This is a genomic window from Amycolatopsis silviterrae (assembly GCF_042684085.1).
GTDB lineage: Bacteria > Actinomycetota > Actinomycetes > Mycobacteriales > Pseudonocardiaceae > Amycolatopsis > Amycolatopsis silviterrae.
The window spans coordinates 127,581-145,639 of sequence record NZ_JBHUKS010000006.1 but is presented as its reverse complement, the minus strand read 5'-3'; the positions used below and the strand labels follow the sequence as shown (position 1 = coordinate 145,639).

The 18,059-nt window shown below is 70.8% G+C and carries 15 protein-coding genes; 5 read left to right on the top strand and 10 right to left on the bottom strand.

Annotated elements, in window-relative coordinates; genetic code table 11:
* Positions 1–19 precede the first annotated feature (19 nt).
* Positions 20–1,072 (bottom strand): streptomycin biosynthesis protein, encoded by a 1,053-nt coding sequence (locus ACFSVL_RS09940; protein WP_378302687.1) that lies wholly within the window; start codon positions 1,070–1,072, stop codon positions 20–22.
* A gap of 433 nt (positions 1,073–1,505) precedes the next feature.
* Between ACFSVL_RS09940 and ACFSVL_RS09935 the strand changes: the two genes are divergently transcribed.
* Positions 1,506–2,669, top strand: a complete 1,164-nt coding sequence (locus ACFSVL_RS09935) for an aminotransferase class V-fold PLP-dependent enzyme (RefSeq protein WP_378302685.1) — start codon at positions 1,506–1,508, stop codon at positions 2,667–2,669.
* A 3-nt stretch (positions 2,670–2,672) separates the two neighbouring features.
* On the opposite strand, the gene ACFSVL_RS09930 is transcribed toward ACFSVL_RS09935, so the two are convergent.
* The 3 genes from ACFSVL_RS09930 to ACFSVL_RS09920 are packed head-to-tail and all read right to left on the bottom strand — an operon-like array spanning position 2,673 to position 6,479.
* On the bottom strand, positions 2,673–4,100 hold the full coding sequence (locus ACFSVL_RS09930; protein ID WP_378302683.1) for a 4-hydroxyphenylacetate 3-hydroxylase family protein: 1,428 nt from the start codon (positions 4,098–4,100) through the stop codon (positions 2,673–2,675).
* 33 nt (positions 4,101–4,133) lie between these two features.
* Positions 4,134–5,363 carry an MFS transporter gene (locus ACFSVL_RS09925; RefSeq protein WP_378302681.1) on the bottom strand — a complete coding sequence of 410 codons (1,230 nt, stop codon included), beginning with the start codon at positions 5,361–5,363 and terminating at the stop codon, positions 4,134–4,136.
* A 6-nt stretch (positions 5,364–5,369) separates the two neighbouring features.
* Positions 5,370–6,479 carry a GNAT family N-acetyltransferase gene (locus tag ACFSVL_RS09920; protein ID WP_378302679.1) on the bottom strand — a complete coding sequence of 370 codons (1,110 nt, stop codon included), beginning with the start codon at positions 6,477–6,479 and terminating at the stop codon, positions 5,370–5,372.
* Positions 6,480–6,680: 201 nt separating this feature from the next.
* On the opposite strand from ACFSVL_RS09920, the gene ACFSVL_RS09915 reads away from it, so the two are divergent.
* The gene (locus tag ACFSVL_RS09915) at positions 6,681–8,069 is read left to right on the top strand and encodes an FAD-binding oxidoreductase (RefSeq protein WP_378302677.1); all 1,389 of its coding nucleotides are present in this window, start codon (positions 6,681–6,683) and stop codon (positions 8,067–8,069) included.
* A 211-nt stretch (positions 8,070–8,280) separates the two neighbouring features.
* Here ACFSVL_RS09915 and ACFSVL_RS09910 read toward each other — a convergent pair whose 3' ends face one another.
* The 5 genes from ACFSVL_RS09910 to pabB are packed head-to-tail and all read right to left on the bottom strand — an operon-like array spanning position 8,281 to position 13,938.
* On the bottom strand, positions 8,281–8,907 hold the full coding sequence (locus ACFSVL_RS09910; protein ID WP_378302675.1) for an FMN-binding negative transcriptional regulator: 627 nt from the start codon (positions 8,905–8,907) through the stop codon (positions 8,281–8,283).
* Between the two features lie 40 nt (positions 8,908–8,947).
* Positions 8,948–10,138, bottom strand: a complete 1,191-nt coding sequence (locus ACFSVL_RS09905) for an FAD-dependent oxidoreductase (RefSeq protein ID WP_378302673.1) — start codon at positions 10,136–10,138, stop codon at positions 8,948–8,950.
* Positions 10,135–11,595: an AMP-binding protein gene (locus ACFSVL_RS09900; protein ID WP_378302671.1), complete on the bottom strand. Its 1,461-nt coding sequence runs from the start codon at positions 11,593–11,595 to the stop codon at positions 10,135–10,137. Before ACFSVL_RS09900 ends, ACFSVL_RS09905 begins: the two co-directional genes overlap by 4 nt.
* Positions 11,592–11,825, bottom strand: a complete 234-nt coding sequence (locus ACFSVL_RS09895) for an AMP-binding protein (protein WP_378302668.1) — start codon at positions 11,823–11,825, stop codon at positions 11,592–11,594. Before ACFSVL_RS09895 ends, ACFSVL_RS09900 begins: the two co-directional genes overlap by 4 nt.
* Positions 11,758–13,938 carry an aminodeoxychorismate synthase component I gene (pabB, locus tag ACFSVL_RS09890; protein WP_378302666.1) on the bottom strand — a complete coding sequence of 727 codons (2,181 nt, stop codon included), beginning with the start codon at positions 13,936–13,938 and terminating at the stop codon, positions 11,758–11,760. The genes ACFSVL_RS09895 and pabB overlap by 68 nt, the downstream gene beginning before the upstream one ends.
* 129 nt (positions 13,939–14,067) lie before the next feature.
* Here pabB and ACFSVL_RS09885 point away from each other — a divergent pair, with 129 nt between their 5' ends.
* A complete protein-coding gene (locus ACFSVL_RS09885) occupies positions 14,068–15,423 on the top strand; it encodes an ATP-grasp domain-containing protein (RefSeq protein WP_378302664.1) in 1,356 nt (451 codons plus the stop codon).
* Positions 15,420–16,268: a dihydropteroate synthase gene (gene folP, locus ACFSVL_RS09880; protein WP_449224369.1), complete on the top strand. Its 849-nt coding sequence runs from the start codon at positions 15,420–15,422 to the stop codon at positions 16,266–16,268. The genes ACFSVL_RS09885 and folP overlap by 4 nt, the downstream gene beginning before the upstream one ends.
* Here the strand turns inward: folP and ACFSVL_RS09875 are convergent.
* Positions 16,262–17,041 carry a chorismate mutase gene (locus tag ACFSVL_RS09875; protein WP_378302662.1) on the bottom strand — a complete coding sequence of 260 codons (780 nt, stop codon included), beginning with the start codon at positions 17,039–17,041 and terminating at the stop codon, positions 16,262–16,264. The two genes, folP and ACFSVL_RS09875, sit on opposite strands and share 7 nt — an antisense overlap.
* 57 nt (positions 17,042–17,098) lie before the next feature.
* On the opposite strand from ACFSVL_RS09875, the gene ACFSVL_RS09870 reads away from it, so the two are divergent.
* Entirely contained in the window at positions 17,099–18,046 is a 948-nt protein-coding gene (locus ACFSVL_RS09870) for a prephenate dehydrogenase/arogenate dehydrogenase family protein (protein ID WP_378302660.1), read from the top strand.
* Positions 18,047–18,059 lie beyond the last annotated feature (13 nt).

Below are 18,059 nucleotides of genomic sequence, written 5' to 3'. Positions count from 1 at the left end.
CCGTCGCATCGATTCCGGGTCAGAACTCGGTCCAGTTCCGGTTCCGCTGCTCGAGATCGAGGGCGAACTGCTGCCACGCCGCGCCGACCACCCGGGCGAGGTTCGCGACCGTCGTCGTGCAGTGCGACGGAATGCCGGTGGCGAGCACCGCGCGTTCGTCCGCGCTGAGCAAGCGGGCGTCGAACATGCGCAGCAGCACCCTTCCGGTGTCGGTGAAACGCAGCGAAGGATCGACGCGCAGCTGGTTCAGCTCCGACTCCCAATCCGTGCCGCTGCGGGGTGCGGGCACCTGCGGCGCTGGCTTCTTCCGGCTCCGGCGATGGCCGTCGCGGGCCTTGGCCGGCACCGGATGGCGGCCGTCGCGCAGGCGGTCGCGGACGTCGAGCGCGGTCGACGGGGAGATCCCCGCCGCGGCCGCGACCTGCCGGACCGGCATGTCCGGGTTCTCCCGCAGGAGCTGTCCGGCCAGCACGCGGCCCTCGGCGCTGTGCCCGACCGGCCGCCGCCTGCCGTCGCGGCCGAGCCGTGCGTTCGACTGTGCGGAATCGCCAGTCGAACGCGCCCGGATCGCGCCCGCGGTGCTCGCCGACAGCCCGGCGACCGCCGCGATCTTGCGGTCCGACCAGTGCGGATGCGACCGCAGGATCCGGGCCGCGGCGGCGGTGCGATCGGCCAGCGACAGCGGCAGCCCGTGCTCGACGTTGTGCATCACCGCCAGCACGAACGGGTCCTCGGCGCTGTCGACGAAACACACCCGGATCGCGTCGCGGCCGCGCAGTTCCATCGCGCGCAGGCGGTGCATCCCGTCGATGACCCGCATCGTCGCCCGGTGCACGACCACCGGCGGCAGCAGGTCCTCGTCCACCTCGGCCAGCACCTGGACGTGGTCGCCGTCCTCCCCGCGCAGCCGCGGCGAGTCGGCGGGCAGCAGCGCGCTGATCGGCACCCGCGAGTGCACCGGCCCGTCGTGGGTTCCCGACACCCCGCCGGTCCGCTGAGCCGGCGGCGCGGGGTCCGCTTCCCGGCCCGCGACGAGAACAGAATCGGTCCGCCGTTCGAAAGTGCGCGGCAAAACTTCCCCCTCGACTCACACGGTCCCTTGTCCCGCCTATTCGCGGGTGCTGCCCGGCCAGGATCGGTCGATCGGTTCAGAACGGCATTCGGGAACAGAGGCGCCACCACCAGCGGACTGTGCTGTCCTGAATTGCCGAATTCGGAGGCTACTGACGTGCGCCGGGCGCCGTCAACACGCCCGCCCGACATGAACCCGAAGGGCCCAACCCGGCGGACAAACTCCCGGACAGCAACCGCTCCGGCAGCTAGGATTCCTTACTGTTCCTGGGAGTTCGCGGGATTGCGCGGGCGGCTCCGGCAGCCGCCGGAAGACGATTATCGACACCCCCCATGATCTTATTTCGCCCGCGATGACCCGCTCATCTTGCACGCAATCCGGTCGGCTTCTTCGCCCGGAAACAAAATAATTCCGCCGTTGTTCCGGAGGCCTCATGGAAACCCCGCTGAACCGCGAACACTTCCCGGTGTGCCGGCGCTGGGCTTACCTCGACCACGCGGCGATCAGCCCGCTGCCGCAGCCCGCGGCCGACGCGATGCGCGACGCCGCGCTGGGCTTGGCGGCCGACGGTTCCCTCACCTACGAGGACCACGCCGCCCGCATCGAGCGGGTGCGCGCGACGGCGGCCGGAATGATGGGAGTCCCCGCCGCCGACGTCGCGTTCGTCAAGAACACCACCGAAGGCCTCGGCTTCGTCGCGAACGGCCTGGACTGGACGCCCGGCGACCGGGTCGTGGTGCCCGCGCTGGAATTCCCGTCGACCGTGTACCCGTGGTCGACGCTCGCCGACCACGGCGTGTCGGTCAGCTTCGTCCAGCCGCGCGGACCCGGCCGCACCCTGCCGCTGCAGGCGTTCGCCGACGTGATCGACGCCGGCCCGCCGCCCCGGCTCGTCGTGGTGAGCTGGGTGCAGTTCGGCCACGGCTGGCGCACCGACCTGGCCGCGCTCGGCCGGCTGTGCCAGGCGCGGGGCGCGCTGCTGGTCGCCGACGTCATCCAGGGCCTCGGCGGCATTCCGGCGCGGCTGGAGGAATGGGGCGTGGACTTCGCCGCGGCGGACGGGCACAAATGGCTGCTCGGCCCGGGCGGCGCCGGCCTGCTTTACGTCCGCCGCTCCCGCCAGGACCTCCTCCGCCCGCTCGAGCCCGGCTGGCATTCCGTCAGCCAGCCCGAGCAGTGGAGCGCGCTGGCCTTCGACCCCGACGACAGCGCACGGCGGTTGGAGGGCGGCATGCTCAACGCCATCGGCATCCTGGGCATGGGCGCTTCCCTGGACTTGCTGCGCGATGCGTCGGTGGAGGCGGTTTGGCAGCACACTGACCGGCTTTGCGAGCTAGCCGCGGAACAGCTGCGCGAAGCCGGTGCCACCGTGCTGTCGAGCCGCTTGCCGGAAAGCCGTTCGGGCATCGTCACTTTCACCGTGCCCGGCGTCAACCCGGAGGCAGCCGTCGCCGAACTGAAAGCAGCGGGCGTCATCTGCTCAGCCCGCGGCGGCGGCCTCCGCGTCTCCCCGCACGGCTACAACACCGACACCGACATCGAACGCCTTATCCGCACCGTCACGACACTCGCCCGCGCCGGACGACGCAACCGGTAACCCTCACTCGTCGCCAGGCAGCACAAGCCAGCTCCGCGCATACCGCTCGACCCTCTCCCGATCCGTCATCGCGAACAGCCGCTCCTTCAACACATCCGGCGGCCCCAGATAAAACCGCTCATACAGCAACTGCCGACCGCCAAACCCGCCCACCGCCAGCTCCGACGCCAGCCGCAGCGAGGCGGCGTGCTCGTCGACGCTCAGCGCGTCCCCCGTGAAATACGCGCGCAGCAGCGAGCCAGCAGGTCCCGACAAGTCCTCTTCGGACGGAGCCATGATCAGCCCGCTGGACCCGATCAGGTGCAGGAATTCGGCGAAGCGCGGGAAGAACATGCTGCCGAGCACCGCGGAGGAACCCAGCGGCACCGTGCCGGGGATGTAGTGCCCGGAAGGTCCGGGGGCCGCCGCGTGTTCGGCGGTCGTGACGAGGGCACGCAACGCCTCCGTCATCGCCGCCATTTCCCCGAGCATGACCCGCGCGGCCGGCTGCCGGTCCCGGCCGCTCGCGCGGGCCAGCAGGCTCGCCACGCCCAGCAGCAGCTCGGCCTTGACCGCGGCCCGGACCGAACTCTGGTGCCACTGATAGGTCGTCATCGCGGTCTCGGCGCGCATCGTGTTGGCGAGATCCACGTCGCCGTCGAGGAACACGTGGTCCCACGGCACGACGACGTCGTCGAAAACGCACAATGCGTCCATTTCGTCGAACCGCTCGCTCAGCGGCGCGTCGAAGGGTTTCTGGCCGCGGGCAAACGGATCGCGGCAGAGCAGGCGCAGCCCGGGCGTGTCGACCGGCAGGACGAACGCGAGCGCCATCGCGGCGTCGTCCCCCGTCAGCGGCCGGAACGGGTACACGAGCAGCGCGTCCGCCAGCGGCGCGAGCGTCGCCAGCATCTTCATGCCCCGGACGACGATGCCCTCGCCGGTCTCCCCGACCTTGCGCACGGCCAAGGGTTCGCCGGTGTCCTTGAGGTAGCGGTCGCCGGGCGGGTCGCTGATCGCGTGGGTGTGGCAGAGGTTGTACCGGCGGGCGTGCCGGCAGTAGGCGCGGACGTTTTCGGCGAACCGCGGGCCGAACACGTCGCTGCGGGCGTACCAGCTCGCCAGCAGCGTCGCCAGGAAGTCCGGGGTCCGGCCCATCAGACCCGCCGTCGCGCGCGCGATCGTGTCGAAGGACTTTCCACGCGCCGTGACGCCTGCCGCTTCGTCGGCCAGTGCGTAGGACCAGGGAATGCGTTCGCCGGTCTCCGCGCAGGTGGTCATCAAGCCGGACTCGGTGTCGTTGTGCAGATCGAGCAGGGCCGCCACGGAGTGGGCGCTGCCGCGCAGCGCGCTGTGGCGCGTGACGTCCGGGACGCGGCCGCCGTTGATCAGCACTTCCCGCCCGTCCCGGAGATCAGCGAGATACTGTTTGCCGCTTCGCGCGTTCGACATGGCCACTTCCTCATCCGATAGCGGAACCCGAGATCATCTGGCGAGCCTGCTGAGATTCGCGTAGCACAGCGCGGAAACCACTGAAAGCGCAGCGGCACCCGCCCACAGCACGCCGTTTCCGTAGTGCTGCGCGGCCGGCAGGCCCACCGCCGGGGCGAGCGCGCTGCCGACCCACACCGTCGAGGAGACCGCGCCGAGGTACGCGCCAGTGCGGCCCTCGGGCGCGGCCCGCACCGCGACGTCCTCGCTGGCCGGGCCCCACACCAGGTCGCCGAGCACGAAAAGCACGATGAACACCGGCAGGACCCACACCCGGAAGCCGCCCCAGAAAACGGCGAAGGCGAAGCCCATCAGCAGGACTCCCCCGGCGAGCCGCGCCGACGGCCGGAACGCCCGGAACCAGCGCTGCACCCGCAGCTGGCCGACCAGCGCGAGCAACGGGCCTAGCGAGTAGAGCAGACCCCACTGGCTCGCCGAAAGGGTTTCCGAGCCGACGACCAGGATCGGCAGCACGGCTTCGTAGACGTACATGACGGTCCATGCGCAGCTCGACCCCGCCACCAGCAGGATCAGTTTCCGGTCGAGCAGCCGTGCGGCCGGCCGGACGACCGGGGCGCGCGGTCCGGCAGCGGGCGTTTCCGGGGTGCGGTACAGGGCGACAGCGGGCAGCAGCGCGAGGAAATAGAGCACGCACACGTCGATGCGCAGCGCCTGCCAGCCCCACTGCAGCACGACCGCGCCCATGAGCGGGCCGCTGAGCAGCCCGACGTTCAGCACGAGCCGGTAGTCGGCGAACGCCTTCTCTCCCCCGGTCTGCTGACCGAGCTGGCCGATCAGCGTGCGCTGGGCGACTCCGCGCAGCGGCTGGGTTCCGGTGACGACCGCCAGCAGCCCGATCGCCGTCCCGGTGCCGACCGGGAAGGCGAGCGCGATCGTGGCCGCCGCGTGCAGCGTGGCAATGGCGACGTTGACCCGCCTCGGGCCGAGCCGGTCGACGAGCGTTCCGGCGAACCCCGCCCCGCACGCGCCCGCGAGGCCCGCGCAGAACAGCGCCGTCGAGACGGTCCGGACATCGACGTGCTGCGCTTGGATCAGCCAGAGCCCGAAGTAGCTCGTGAGCGTGCCGAAGCCGGTGAAGTTCATCGCGACCGTCGCCAGGACCGGCCACAGCGCGCGCTCGAAACGGCCGCCGAGAATGAGCTTCGCCGCACCCGCGCCGAACCGGCGAGCCGCTGCCCCGCGTGACTGTGTCTCCCCGGCCATCGCGGTTCACGCCGTGGCGCTGGACGGGGCTGGCGGCACCAATTCCGCGAGACTGGAAACCTCGCGCCGGACTTGCGGATCGAAGCTCTTCACGTACGCGAGCTGCTCGACGCCCGTGCTGCCGCGAGACTCCTTGGCCCGGCCCGCTCCGATGGAGTAGTGGATCCGGCCGAGCCCGCGGCGTTGCGCCAGCCGGATCAGCTGATAGAAAATCAGGCCGAAGTACAACGGCACAGTGCCTTTGACGGCGTAGTCGAAACCGGCTTGCCGGGCGTACAACTCGCTCCCGTGGGTGAAGATCAGCGCGAACCCGGCGAGCTTGCCGCCCATTTCGGCGGTGGCCACCTCGGTGTGTCCGGGAATGTTGCGCGACAGGCTCGTCAGCACCGCCAGTAGCGCGCTTTCGGCTGCCTGCGTTCCATTGCGGGCATAAAGCTGCATTTCCAGCGGAACCAGCCGGACGGCCAATTCCTCCGTAAGAGGCTGCAGCCGGTAGGTCACGCCGGCCTCGTCCAGCACGCGCAGATCGCGTCGGACCTGTCGTCGCCTGCTGCGGCTCAGCGCGGCGAGGTAGTCGGCGAAGTCGCCCGTTCCGGGGATGTCCAGGGTGTAGGTGGTTGCGTTGCGCAAGGCGGCATAGCCGCGCTCCGCGAGCACCGATCGCAGCACCTCGTCGGTGACGTCGGTGTAGAGGAACGACAGCGAGGCAAGCCCTTGCTCCCGCCCGATCTGCTCCGCCTGGTCGGCCAACGCGGAGGTCAGTTCGCGGCGCATGCCCGGGCCGACGTCACGCGCCACCGCCACGCCGGTGTGGGACGAATGCCGGGGGCCGCAGGCGAGACTGGGCATCAGGCAGTCCTCCCAGCCGGCCGGGCGACCGCGCGACAGGCGGCTGATCTGGTCGATTACGGTGTCCGCGCGGCAAAAGAGGAACGGCGCGTCCCGGGTCAGCGGATACGCGGGCAGCGTCGCGAGAAGACGGTCTCCGTCGACGGCGGTGAAGTAGAACGGCGCGGGATCCGCCGTCCGCTCGGCGTGGCACAGCCACGGGCTGGAGGAGTAGAAACCGCCCGCTGGCTGCACTTCGTCCCACCGTGCGAGGTCGAGATTTTCCATACGGCGATTCACCCGGATTTCGACCCCCACGCGGAACCCCCATTGTCGGCGTCGAAGGCGGTCTGCGGCGCACGTTACCGCGTACCGCCCGCCGTCGACAGGTCGCGCGGTTGATCCCTTATCCGGACTGCGGCACTATGCGGAAGCGCTTTCCCCGCGCCAGCGAATTCAGTCGCGACGAACAGCAGGAGAGGCCCATCGATGACAGACGTCTCGCGGTCCGATCGGGTGGATGTCGCGGAACTGCGCGACGGTTTGCGCGGCCCGGTGCACACGCCCGGCGAACCCGGCTACGACGCGGCCCGCACGGTCTGGAACGGCGCGATCGACCGCCGTCCCCAGGCCGTCGCCACGGTGTCCGGAACCGCCGATATCGTTGCCGCGCTTGCCTTCGCGCGCCAGCACGACCTCCGGGTCTCGGTCCGCGGCGGCGGGCACAACGTGGCCGGATTCGGCACCTGCGACGACGGGCTCGTCATCGATCTCTCGGCGCTCAAAGGAATCCGGGTGGACCCGGCCGCGCGCACCGTCCGCGCGCAGGGCGGCGTACTGTGGGGAGAACTGGACCACGAGACCCAGGCGTTCGGCCTCGCGACTACCGGCGGTTTGGTCAGCAGCACCGGAATCGCCGGCTTCACGCTCGGCGGCGGCATCGGCTGGCTGATGCGCGCGCACGGCGTCGCGGCCGACAATCTCGTGTCCGCCGACGTCGTCCTCGCCGACGGCCGTCCGGTCGCCGCGGACGAAGAACTGTTGTGGGGCCTGCGCGGCGGCGGCGGGAATTTCGGCGTGGTGACTTCGCTGGAGTACCGGCTGCACCCGGTCGGCCCGATCGTCTACGGCGGCGTCATTTTCTATCCTGTCGAACGCGCCGCGGAACTGCTGCGGTTCTACCAAGAATGGACGCGCGGCCTGCCGGACGACCTGACGACCATGGTGATTTTCCTGGCCGCACCGCCCGAACCGTTCGTCCCGCCCGCGATGCGGGGCCGGCAGGTGGTCGCCGTCGCGTGCTGCCACACCGGCACCGCGACGGAGGCGGCCGACGCGTTCAAACCGCTGCGCGAATTCGCCGAGCCGGTGGCGGATGTCGTCGGACCCCTTCCGTACACCGCTTTGCAGACCATGTTCGACGGGTCGGCACCCCACGGGCTCAACGCGTACTGGAAGACGCACCATCTGTCCGATCTCACCGCCGACGCCATCGACACGGTTGTCGAACGGGCTGCGGAACTGGCTGCGCTCTCCCCGTTCAGCGCGATCCACCTGCACCATCTGGAGGGGGCGGTGAGCCGCACTCCGAGCGTCGGCGGTGCTTTCTCGCACCGGAACTCGCGCTTCGTGCTGAACATCCTCGGCCAGTGGACCGAGGGCGATCCCGACCCGCATCTCGCCTGGGTCCGCGACACGTGGGAGGCGATGCGCGCGCACGCCAGCGGCGATCCGTACCTGAACTTCCTTGGCGACGAGGGAAGCACGCGGGCGCGGGCGGCTTATTCGGCGGAGGTGTTCGCGCGGTTGACTGCGCTGAAGCGAGAGTACGACCCGGAGAATGTTTTCCGCCTGAACCAGAACATCCCGCCGCTCTGACCCCGCCCGCCTGGGTCCAGGTCCGTGAGGGGAACCCTGGGGGAATCAGAGTCCGTGAAGGTTCCCCTCACGGACGACCAACCCAGCGCCCGCCGACCCGATGACAGCCGCACTGGCCCCTCGCCAGCCCCTTCGACCTGAGCTGACGAGCCTGAAAGTCCCAAGTCCGTGAAGGACTCCTTGAAGGAATCTGATTCCCCCAAGGAGTCCTTCACGGACGGCTCTCCTCGCAAGGAATGTCCCGCAGCGCATACCGAAGCCCCTCCAGATCCGCAGGCTCCCCCCGTTCCGCCAGCCGAGCCGCGACTGCCCGCCGGTGCGGCACATCCATGTTCCCCCCGAACTTGAACTTCCCCACCAGCTCCACGATCCGAAGCCGAGCCGCCGTAATACCTGGCACCAGCCGCGCGTGCACGCTCGGGTCCGTCGCGAGATACGGCTCCTTCTGCCCCAGCTGCGCGCGCAGAATGTCGAGCTTCGCCCCGGTTTCGTCCAGCACCTCCACCTCGCACCGGGCCTGGACGGCGGCGTAGTAGATGGTCGCGATCCCCATCTCCGGGTCCTCGTCGCCGATCGTCCGCCAGCGGCCGGGGATGAACGAGTACGCGCCGGCGACGCTCAGCACCACCGCCGGGTTCTCCGCCAGCGCCGGCCAGACCGGGTTCTTCACCGACAGGTGCAGCAGGATCGTCTCCTCGTCGGCCATGATGAACTGCGTCGGCACCACCACCGGCACCTCCCGCCCCCGTCCGCCGGCGACCAGCTGCCCGAACTCGTGCGTCCGCAGGAACTCCAGCGACTCTTCGCGGCTCGCGCGATCGACCGCGGGTACCAGCATGTGCGTCCCCTTCCGTGTCTCCAGTGAAAACCCAGCCCGGTCAATGCTTTCCGCTCGCCCGCCCCGAGGGCGCGACCCCGTACGGCGCCGACTCCAGCCACCGGCCGCAGGCGGGCGCCACGGGCGAGAGCACGGCGGCCGCACGCTGCCGGAGGCGGCCGCCAGGTCCTGCGGTGAGGTGGGCCAAGGCCCGTTCGGTCGCCGACGCGTTGCGCACGGCAGCCGCGCGGCGCACGCCCGCGAACTCCTCGATCGCTTCCGCCCGGGCCGGTTCGCTCCGCGCGCGTCCCGCGTCGGCGATCGCCGAGGCGGCCGCGAGCGCGTCGGCGAAACCGCTGTTCATCCCGCGCGCGCCGAACGGCGGGAACAGGTGCGCCGCCTCGCCGATCAGCAGGACCCGCCGGTCCGCATCGGCGAAATCGTCCGCGACCACCCGCAGGAACCGGTAGGTCGACGCCCAGCGGATCCGCCTCTTCCCGAAGTCGTCCACGGCGCGGCGGACCCACTGGCGAGCGGTATCCAGGTCGCCCCATTCGGCCGCGGAGTCGTCCGCCCGGCACTGCAGATCCACCTGGAACCCGCCGGTGAACGGCACCAGCAGCACGTGCCGTCCGCCCAGCCGCGGATGGTGGTAGTGAAAGGTCCGTTCCCGCAGCATGACGTCGCCGTCGCCAGCCTCCACATCGAGCACCACGTGGAAACCGAAAGCCGGCGGTCCGGCGACCGCGATGCCCGCCGACCGGCGCACCGTCGACCGCGCTCCGTCCGCGCCGATCAGGTACGCACCGCTCCACTGGCGGCCATCCACCGTACGGACGCGCACTTCCCTCGCCGAGACCGACACGTCCTCGACCCGCGCATCCCACTCGAACCGCACTCCCGCCGACTCGCAGGCCCGGAGCAGAAACCCCTCGGTGTCCGACTGCCGAAGGCTGGCGAACGGCGGCGACCCCGGACGCTCCGGATGGACGCGCTCGAAGACCAGCCGGCCGCGGTAGTACGTCCGGCGCACGCGCCAGGTGAGCCCGTGTTCCGCGATGGCCTGGCCGAGCCCGGGACTGACTTTCTCCAGCAGAGCCAGGGAATCGCGGTGGACGTAGAGCGCCCGGCTGCCCTCCTGCTGCGTCCCGCGCTGCCGGGCTTCCAGCACCGTCACCGGGATGCCCTCGGCCCGCAGCGCCAAGGCGGCCGCGAGACCCGCCGGTCCGGCCCCGGCCACGAGCACGCTCACGACGTCTCCACGCCACGGCGCAGGACAAATCTGCGCAGCTTGCCGGTGTCGGTCCGGGGCAACTCGTCGACAAAGCGCACCGACCGCGGCACCTTGAACGCCGCCAGCTCCGACCGGGCGAGCGCCAGCAGCTCCTCAGCCAGCGTCCCGTCCGCGGTCTCCGCCACCACGAAGGCCTGGAGAGCGCTCGACCCGTCAGCCCGCAGGACCGACGCGACGGCCGCTTCCCGGACGGCCGGATGCCGGGAGATGACCTCTTCGACCTCCGTGGCCGCGACGTTGATGCCGCCGACCAGCTCGATGTCGTCGGCGCGCCCGCAGTGGGTGTACGTGCCGTCGGGGTTGCGCCGGGCGCGGTCGCGCGTGTTGAGCCAGCCGCCGGACAGGACCCGGCCGTCGTCGCCGTGCTCGGACAGGTAGCCCGTCATGATGCTGGGCCCGCGCACCCACAGCTCGCCGACGTCGCCCTCCGGCACAGCCTCGCCGGCGGAATCCAGCAGCCGCAGGTCGAACTCGGGCACCGGCCAGCCGAGCGTCCCCGGCGCGTTCGCCCGGACGGTGTTGGCGCAGAAGGCGTGCCCGGCCTCCGTCGACCCGATCTGTTCGAGCACCGGGGCCGGCAGCAATCGGCTCAGTCGCTCGTTGAGGAACGCCGGAAGCGGCTCCCCGGCCGAGACCGCCGCGCGCACTGTCGCGAAGTCCTCCGGCGCGCACGCGCTCACCAGTTTGGCGTAAAAGCTGGGCACCGCGAACAGCAGCGTGACCCGGCTGTCCCGCACCCGCGCGGCGACCTCGGCGGCGCTGGGCCGCTCCGTGAACAGGACCGCCCGCGCACCGGTGAACAGCGGGAACACCAGCGCATTGCCGAAACCGTAGGCGAAATACATCTTCGAAACCGAGAGGATCACGTCGTCCGGGCCGATGTCCAGCACCGGACCGCCGATGCAGCGGTGATAGGCGGCCAGATGGCCGTGCGTGTGCACCGCGCCTTTCGGCCGTCCGGTGGTGCCGGAGGTGTATTGCACGTACAGCGGCGCGTCCGCGCCCACGGGCACCGCTGACGGCACGGCACCGCCCGGCACACCCCGCATCAGGTCCGCCGCCGTCTGGCGGAGCGGCGACCCGCCGAGGTCGCGGTCGGCCACGATCACCGTTGGCGCACTGTCAGCAACGAATCTCGCGAGGTCACGCTCGGGCAGCGCCGGGTTCACGACCACGGCCACCGCGCCGAGCCGGGCGGTGCCCAGGAAAGACGCGACCAGGCCGACGCCGTCGGGCAGCGCGAGCAGCACCCGGTCGCCTTGCCGCACGCCGGACGCGGCCAGCGCCGCTGCGGCCTGCCCGGCGAGGTGGTGAACCTCGCCATGGGTATAGCCGCGATCACCGTCCAGGTACGCGATCCGGTCCTGCCAGCCCCCGGCTTCCGCCAGCTCCGCAACCTCCGGCACCACGTTCATCGGCAAGGCCCCTCCCCGCTTCCGCGCCGGGCAGCGCCCAGGAACGCCGCGACCACGCCGACGCCATCCGGCAACGCGAGCACCACCCGGTCGCCTTCCCGCACGAGCCCCGCCGCAGCCTGCCCCGCCAAGTGGTGAACCTCGCCATGGGAATAGCCGCGATCACCGTCCAGGTACGCGATCCGGTCCTGCCAGCCCCCGGCTTTCGCCAGCTCCGGCGCCACGTTCATCGGCAAGGCTCCTCCCCGCTTCGACACCGGGCGCCTGCTGCGCGGCCGCTCGTCCGGACGCCGGACCGGCGGCGGCCAGCCCCCGGGTCACCGCCGTCGCCTTGAGCAGCATCTCCTCGTATTCGGCCGCTGGGTCGGAATCCAACACGATCGCGCCCCCGGCGCCAATGAGCGTCTCCTCGCCGGTGAACACGGCCGTCCGGATGACGATGTTCAGATCCGTGGTCCCGTCGCAGCTCAGGAAACCGATCGTGCCGGAGTACGGTCCCCTCGCCCGCGTCTCCAGCTCGTCGATGATCTCCATCGTGCGCAGCTTGGGCGCCCCGGTCATCGAGCCGCCGGGGAAACACGCGCGCACGCACTCCACCGACGACACTCCGTCCCGCAGCCGCCCGCGCACCGTGGACACCAGCTGGTGCACCGTCGCGTACGACTCGACCTGCATCAGGCTCGGGACGTGCACGCTCCCCGGCTCGCACACCCGGCCGAGATCGTTGCGGAGCAGATCCACGATCATCAGGTTCTCCGCTCGCGTCTTGGGGTCGGCGGCCAGCTCGCGCCGCAGCCGCTCGTCTTCCTCGGCGTCCGCGCCCCGGGGCAGCGTGCCCTTGATCGGCTTGCTCTCGACCACCCGGCACCGGTCGATCTTGAGGAACCGCTCCGGGGAGGAACACGCGATCCGCACCCCGCCCGCGGAGACGAACGCGGCGTACGGCGCGGGGTTCCGCTCGCGCAGCCGCCGGTAGAACCGCAGCGGGTCGGGCTGCCGGGGCAGCACCACCGTGTTGGTCACGCACACCTCGTAGGTCTGGCCTTCGAGCAGTTTCTCCCGGCAGTGCGCGATGTCGGCCAGGTACTGCGCGCGGTCCCGGACCAGCGACTCCTCCACCGCAGCCCGGGTCGCGTCAGGGTCCGGGCTCCCGGACCGGTCCGCCGGCCCGGGGCGGCGGCCGGCGACGTCCCCGGCGATCAGCGCCGCCGAGTCCAGCCAGTGCCGCGCCGCCGCCTCCGAACGGGCCGAATTGTCGCTGAGCGCCACCAGATTCAGCGTGCCGCGAGCGTGGTCGACGACGGCGAAGCGGTCCGCGAAGAGCCACACCGCGTCCGGCAGCGCGGACTGGTGCCGGGCCGAGGCACCGCATTCGGACTTCAGCTCGTAGCCGAAGTAGCCGATGAACCCGCCGGAGAAGTCGAAGGCGAACTCGGGCGCGTTGATGACGCGCCGCTCGATCTCCTTGGCCAGTAAGGCAAACACGGAGCCGGGCACCACGCGGGTGCCCCCGCCCACCGTCTCGACGCGCACCTGTTTCTCCCCGAGCCGGTAGGTGAGCACCTCGCCCAGCTCAGGGGACGCCTCGGCCAGGTACGAAAACCTGGCCAGCCCGGGTCCGTTCCGGGCGCTGTCGAGCCACACCGTGTGCGGGGAGCCGGCGAACAGCTCGGAATAGAGTTCCGCGCTGTCGGCCGCGAACGGGATTTCCCGCGCATGCGCGGTGTACCGGCGCATTTCGGGCTCGGCGGGGCGCGGCACCCGCCGGGCCGCCACGATCTCGCCGAAATTCCACAGCAGCCGGGCCCCGTATTCGGTGAGAATGGACTCCGGATGGAACTGGACTCCCCACAGCGGACGCTCGCGGTGCCGCAGCGCCATGAGAACTCCGTCGTCCGCACGCGCGGCCGGAACCAGTTCCGGCGGCAGCGGCTCGCACACGCACAGCGAATGGTAACGCACTGCGGAAAAATCCTGCGGGATGCCACGGAAAAGCTCGTCGCCGGAATGCCGTATTCTGCTCACGAATCCGTGCCGGGCGCGGGGAGCGCTCACCACGCCGGCACCCGCCCCCATGCCTACTCCCTGGTGGCCGAGGCACACTCCCAGCAACGGCACGCGCGCATTCCGGATCACCTCCGCGCAGAAGCCGAAGTCGTGCCGGTCGCGCGGATGTCCCGGCCCCGGCGAGATGACCACGCAGTCCAGTTCGCGGGCCAGTCCGGGGCCGCGCGGGTCGTCGTTCGCGACCACCACCGGATCCGTCCCGTACACCCGCGCCATCAGCTGGAAAAGGTTATAGGTATAGGAATCGTAGTTGTCGATGAGCAGAGAACGAATCATAGCCCGCCAATTCTGCCGTCGCGGCACCACCCGGTGGGATAGGATGCGGCAGCGGACTGACGCGAGTCAATCGGAAGCCACCGGCCGGAGGGGGCGCACGGTGAAGACTTTTCCCGCACCGGAACGAAGATGACGACGCCCGACACCCTGGTCGTGATCGAGCACGGCCGCCTGCAGGCTTTCGCGTTCGATCCATTCCGGATCTGCCGCGAACTGGGAATTCGCCCGGTATTGGCGACCGGCGACCTGTCCGGGTATCTCAAGTCCGCCGCCCGGGACAGCGTGGAGAAATATGTCGGCGCCGTCATCGAGACCGATATCTCCGACGCCCGCGGCATCGTCGCGGCGATCGAGGAGGCCGGCGTCGCGGAGCGGCTGCTCGGAGTGTTCTCCACCGTCGAGTACAGCGTGGTGGCCGCAGCGGAAGTGGCCCGTGCCTTCCGGGTGCCCGGCCTCTCGCCGGAGGCCGCGCTCAACGCCCGGTACAAGCAGCGGACCCGCGCCCTCTGCGCCGCCGCCGGAGTGCCGGTCCCCGGGTTCGCCTGGGTGGAATCGGCCGCGGCCGCCGCCCGGGCCGCGGCGCGGATCGGCGGCCCCGTCGTGGTGAAGCCGCCCAGCGAGGCCGGGGGAATCGGCGTGCGGCTGTGCGCCGGCCCCGAAGAGGCGGCGGCGCACTACGACACCATCGCCGCCGTCACCGACCGCAGGGGCAATCCCCGGCCGCCGGGCGCGCTCGTGGAGCAGTACGTCTCCGGCTGCCAGGTGAGCGTCGAAGTGCTCCACGACGGCCGCGCGCACCGCGTCGTCGGGGTCACCGACGAGCTTTTCGGGCCGCGTCCGCATTTCGTGGAGCTGGGCGAGAACTACCCGTCCCTGCTCCCGGAGCGGGTGCGGCGGGCCTGCGCGGACGTCGCCGTCCGGGCGCTCCGCGCGATCGGCCACGACTTCGGCGTCGCACACGTCGAGGTGAAGGTCACCGAGAACGGGCCGGTGCTGATCGAGATCAACGGACGGCTGGCCGGAGCGCAGATCACCAGGCTGATCCACGAGGCGCACGGCGTGCGGCTCCCCCGCGAGGCGATCCGGCTGCACGCCGGCCTCGCCCCCGACCTGACCGCGCACCGCGACCGCGCCGCCGCGGTCCGCTATCTCACCTGCCCGCGCGGCGGCGTCCTCCGCGAGGTACGGGGCCGCGCCGCCGCGGAAGCCGCACCCGGCGTAGTGGAGGTCGAGTTCTACGTGGGACCGGGCGATCCGGTGCGCTCGCCGCGGAACATCCAGGACGTCACCGGCTATGTCACCGCCGTCGGCGACACCCCCGGCGAGGCCGCGTTGCGCGCGGACGCGGCCGCCGCGGAAATCGGGTTCGTCGTCGATTCCGCCGGTCCGGAAACGCCGCCGGGCCCGGTTGCTATCCTGGGCCGCTCGGGCGCGTGCGACGATGCGGCCACCAGCGAGTACGGCCCCGGGGAGGCACTGCGGTGACGGAAAACGAGCAGCTCCCTGCGGCGGCGCATCGGCCGCGGCTGATCGGAATCGTCAACATGACCGTCGACTCCTTTTCCGACGGCGGCCTCTACCTGACCGCGGAAAAGGCGATCGCGCACGCCCGGGAATTGCGCTCGCACGGCGCCGACGTCATCGACCTCGGCCCGGCGGCGAGCCATCCCCGGTCCGAGCCGGTGACCGCCGACGAGGAGCGGCGGCGGCTGGCCCCCGTACTGGAGCAGCTGGTCGCCGAGGGCATCCCGGTCTCGGTCGACTCCTTCCTCCCCGAAACCCAGCGGTACGCGCTCGCGCACGGGGCCGGCTACCTCAACGACATCCAGGGCTTCCCCAGCGACGACCTCTACCCCCGGCTGGCCGAATCCGGCTGCAAGCTCATCGTCATGCACTCGATCCAGCGCCGGGGCCGGGCCACCGTCGTCCCGACCGACCCGGAGGAGGTGACGGCCGGGATCGACGGCTTCTTCGCCGAGCGCCTCGGCCGGCTGCAGGCGGCGGGCATCGCGGCCGACCGGCTGATCATCGACCCGGGGCTGGGGTTCTTCCTCGGCAGCAACGCCGAGCCGTCGATCGCCGTCCTGTCCCGGATCCGGCGGCTCAAGGAGCGCTTCGGCCTCCCGGTGCTGATCTCCGCGTCCCGCAAGTCGTTCCTGCGCACGATCACCGGGCGGCCCATCGTCCACATCGGACCCGCGACGCTCGCCGCCGAGATCTACGCCGCGAGCCAGGGCGTCGACTACATCCGCACGCACGACGTCGCGGCACTGCACGACGCGCTCACCGTGCTGAACACGATGGCGGGCAACGAACCGCCGCCTCAGTAGACGTTCTCGCGCTCCATCGCGGTGAACAGTTCCTTGACATTGTTGAACCCGGTGTTGTCGGTCCGCGTCACGAATTCGAACTGCATTCCGGTGTTCTCGTCGCGGCGGGTGAACGTCTGGTCGATCCCGGGGGAACTGATGATCCCGGTCAGCAGGTCGGCCTGCCGCTCGCGCAGTTCTTCGACCATCCCGGGCTGGTCGCGCACCTCGATGGCGACGTGCTGCACGCCGGGGCCGTAATGGTCGATGTACTGGCGGACATTGGATTTCTCCGAGTCCCCCTCGCACAGCACGAGCGTGACCCCGCCGGCCCGCATCGTCACCATCGTCATCCCGCTGAAATCGCCCTCCACTTTCTGCCGCTGCACCACCGAATACCCGTAACACCGTTCGAGCCGGGCCACAGCTTCGTCGACGTTCCGGACGGCGATCGCCACGTGGTCGATGCGGCGAGCGCGGCGCGCCAGCGCGGCCCGCCCCTCGCCCGGGCCCATGATCTGCTCTTCCAGCCAGCACGCCTCGTTCGTGACGACTTCGAAGATCTGTTCCAGATAGGCCTGGTCGATTCCGTTCTCCCGGGCGAACTCCCGCACTTTCTCCTGCAGCGCGTCGAGCCGTCCCTGCTGCATCATCGGAATGCCGCGGTCGCGTTTGTGCTCGGCGACCTTTTCGCACAGCTCGTTCCGCTCTTTCAGCAGCGCGAGCATCGCGTCGTTGACGCGGTCGATCTCGCCGCGCAATCGCGTCAGTTCCGGAGTTCCGGCATCGGTCATCGTGACCCCTTCGAAGTGGGAATCGCTCACCGCCTGGTGCCGGTTAGAGTCTGGCAGATGACGGAAAACTCACCAACGTTCGCCGGACCGCGGCCGTCGGCGCATTTCCGGAGATCGGTCGTTCTCGGCGGTCTCGGCGCGGCCGGCCGCCTCTTCGCGGAATTGCTGCGCGCGGACGGCGCGGTGACGCTGGTCGACCGGCGATCCGGGGAAACCCCGCCCGGCATGTCGCTGCTCGTCGCCGACGCCTGCCAGCCGGACGCGCCGCTGCGCGCAGAACTCAACCGCGCCGACGCGGTACTCGTCGCCCTGCCCGAAAGCGCCGGAATCGCGGCGGTGGAAGCGATCGCGGCGCACCTGCCGCCGGGAGCGCTGCTCGCGGAGACGTCGTCCGTCAAAAGCGCGATCGCCGAAGCCCTCTCGCGCCTAGCCGGACGGCACGACCTCGAAGCGGCGGGCGTGAACCCGATGTTCGCGCCAGGACTGGGTTTTCCCGGCCGCCCGGTCCTCTTCGCCCGGATCCGCGACGGCCAGCGGTGCCGCCGTCTCGAAACGCTGATCGAACACAGCGGCGCACGGCTGGTGCCAGTGTCGGTCGAGGGCCACGACCGGCTGACCGCCGCCCTCCAGGTCGCCACGCACGCGAGCGTTCTCGCCTTCGGCAACGCCTTGCGGCTCCTCGGCGAGGACGCCGCCGAACTGACGGCCGCGGCTCCCCCGCCCCATCGCACGATGCTGGCGCTCCTGGCGCGGATCGTCACCGGCACGCCCGAGGTGTACCGCGACATCCAGATGGCCCATCCGCACGCCTCGGACGCCCGCGCGGCGTTGGCGAAGAGCCTCGCCCAACTCGACGCAGTATCGACCGGACCGCCGGACCGCTTCGACGCCCTCCTCGAAGACCTCTCCGCCTGGCTGGGCCCGGCCCGGGATCAGCTCGCCGCCGATTGCGCCGATCTGTTCGCCCGCCTGGCTTCTCGCCGGCCGTTCGACTGCACACCTTGAACAGTCGAACACG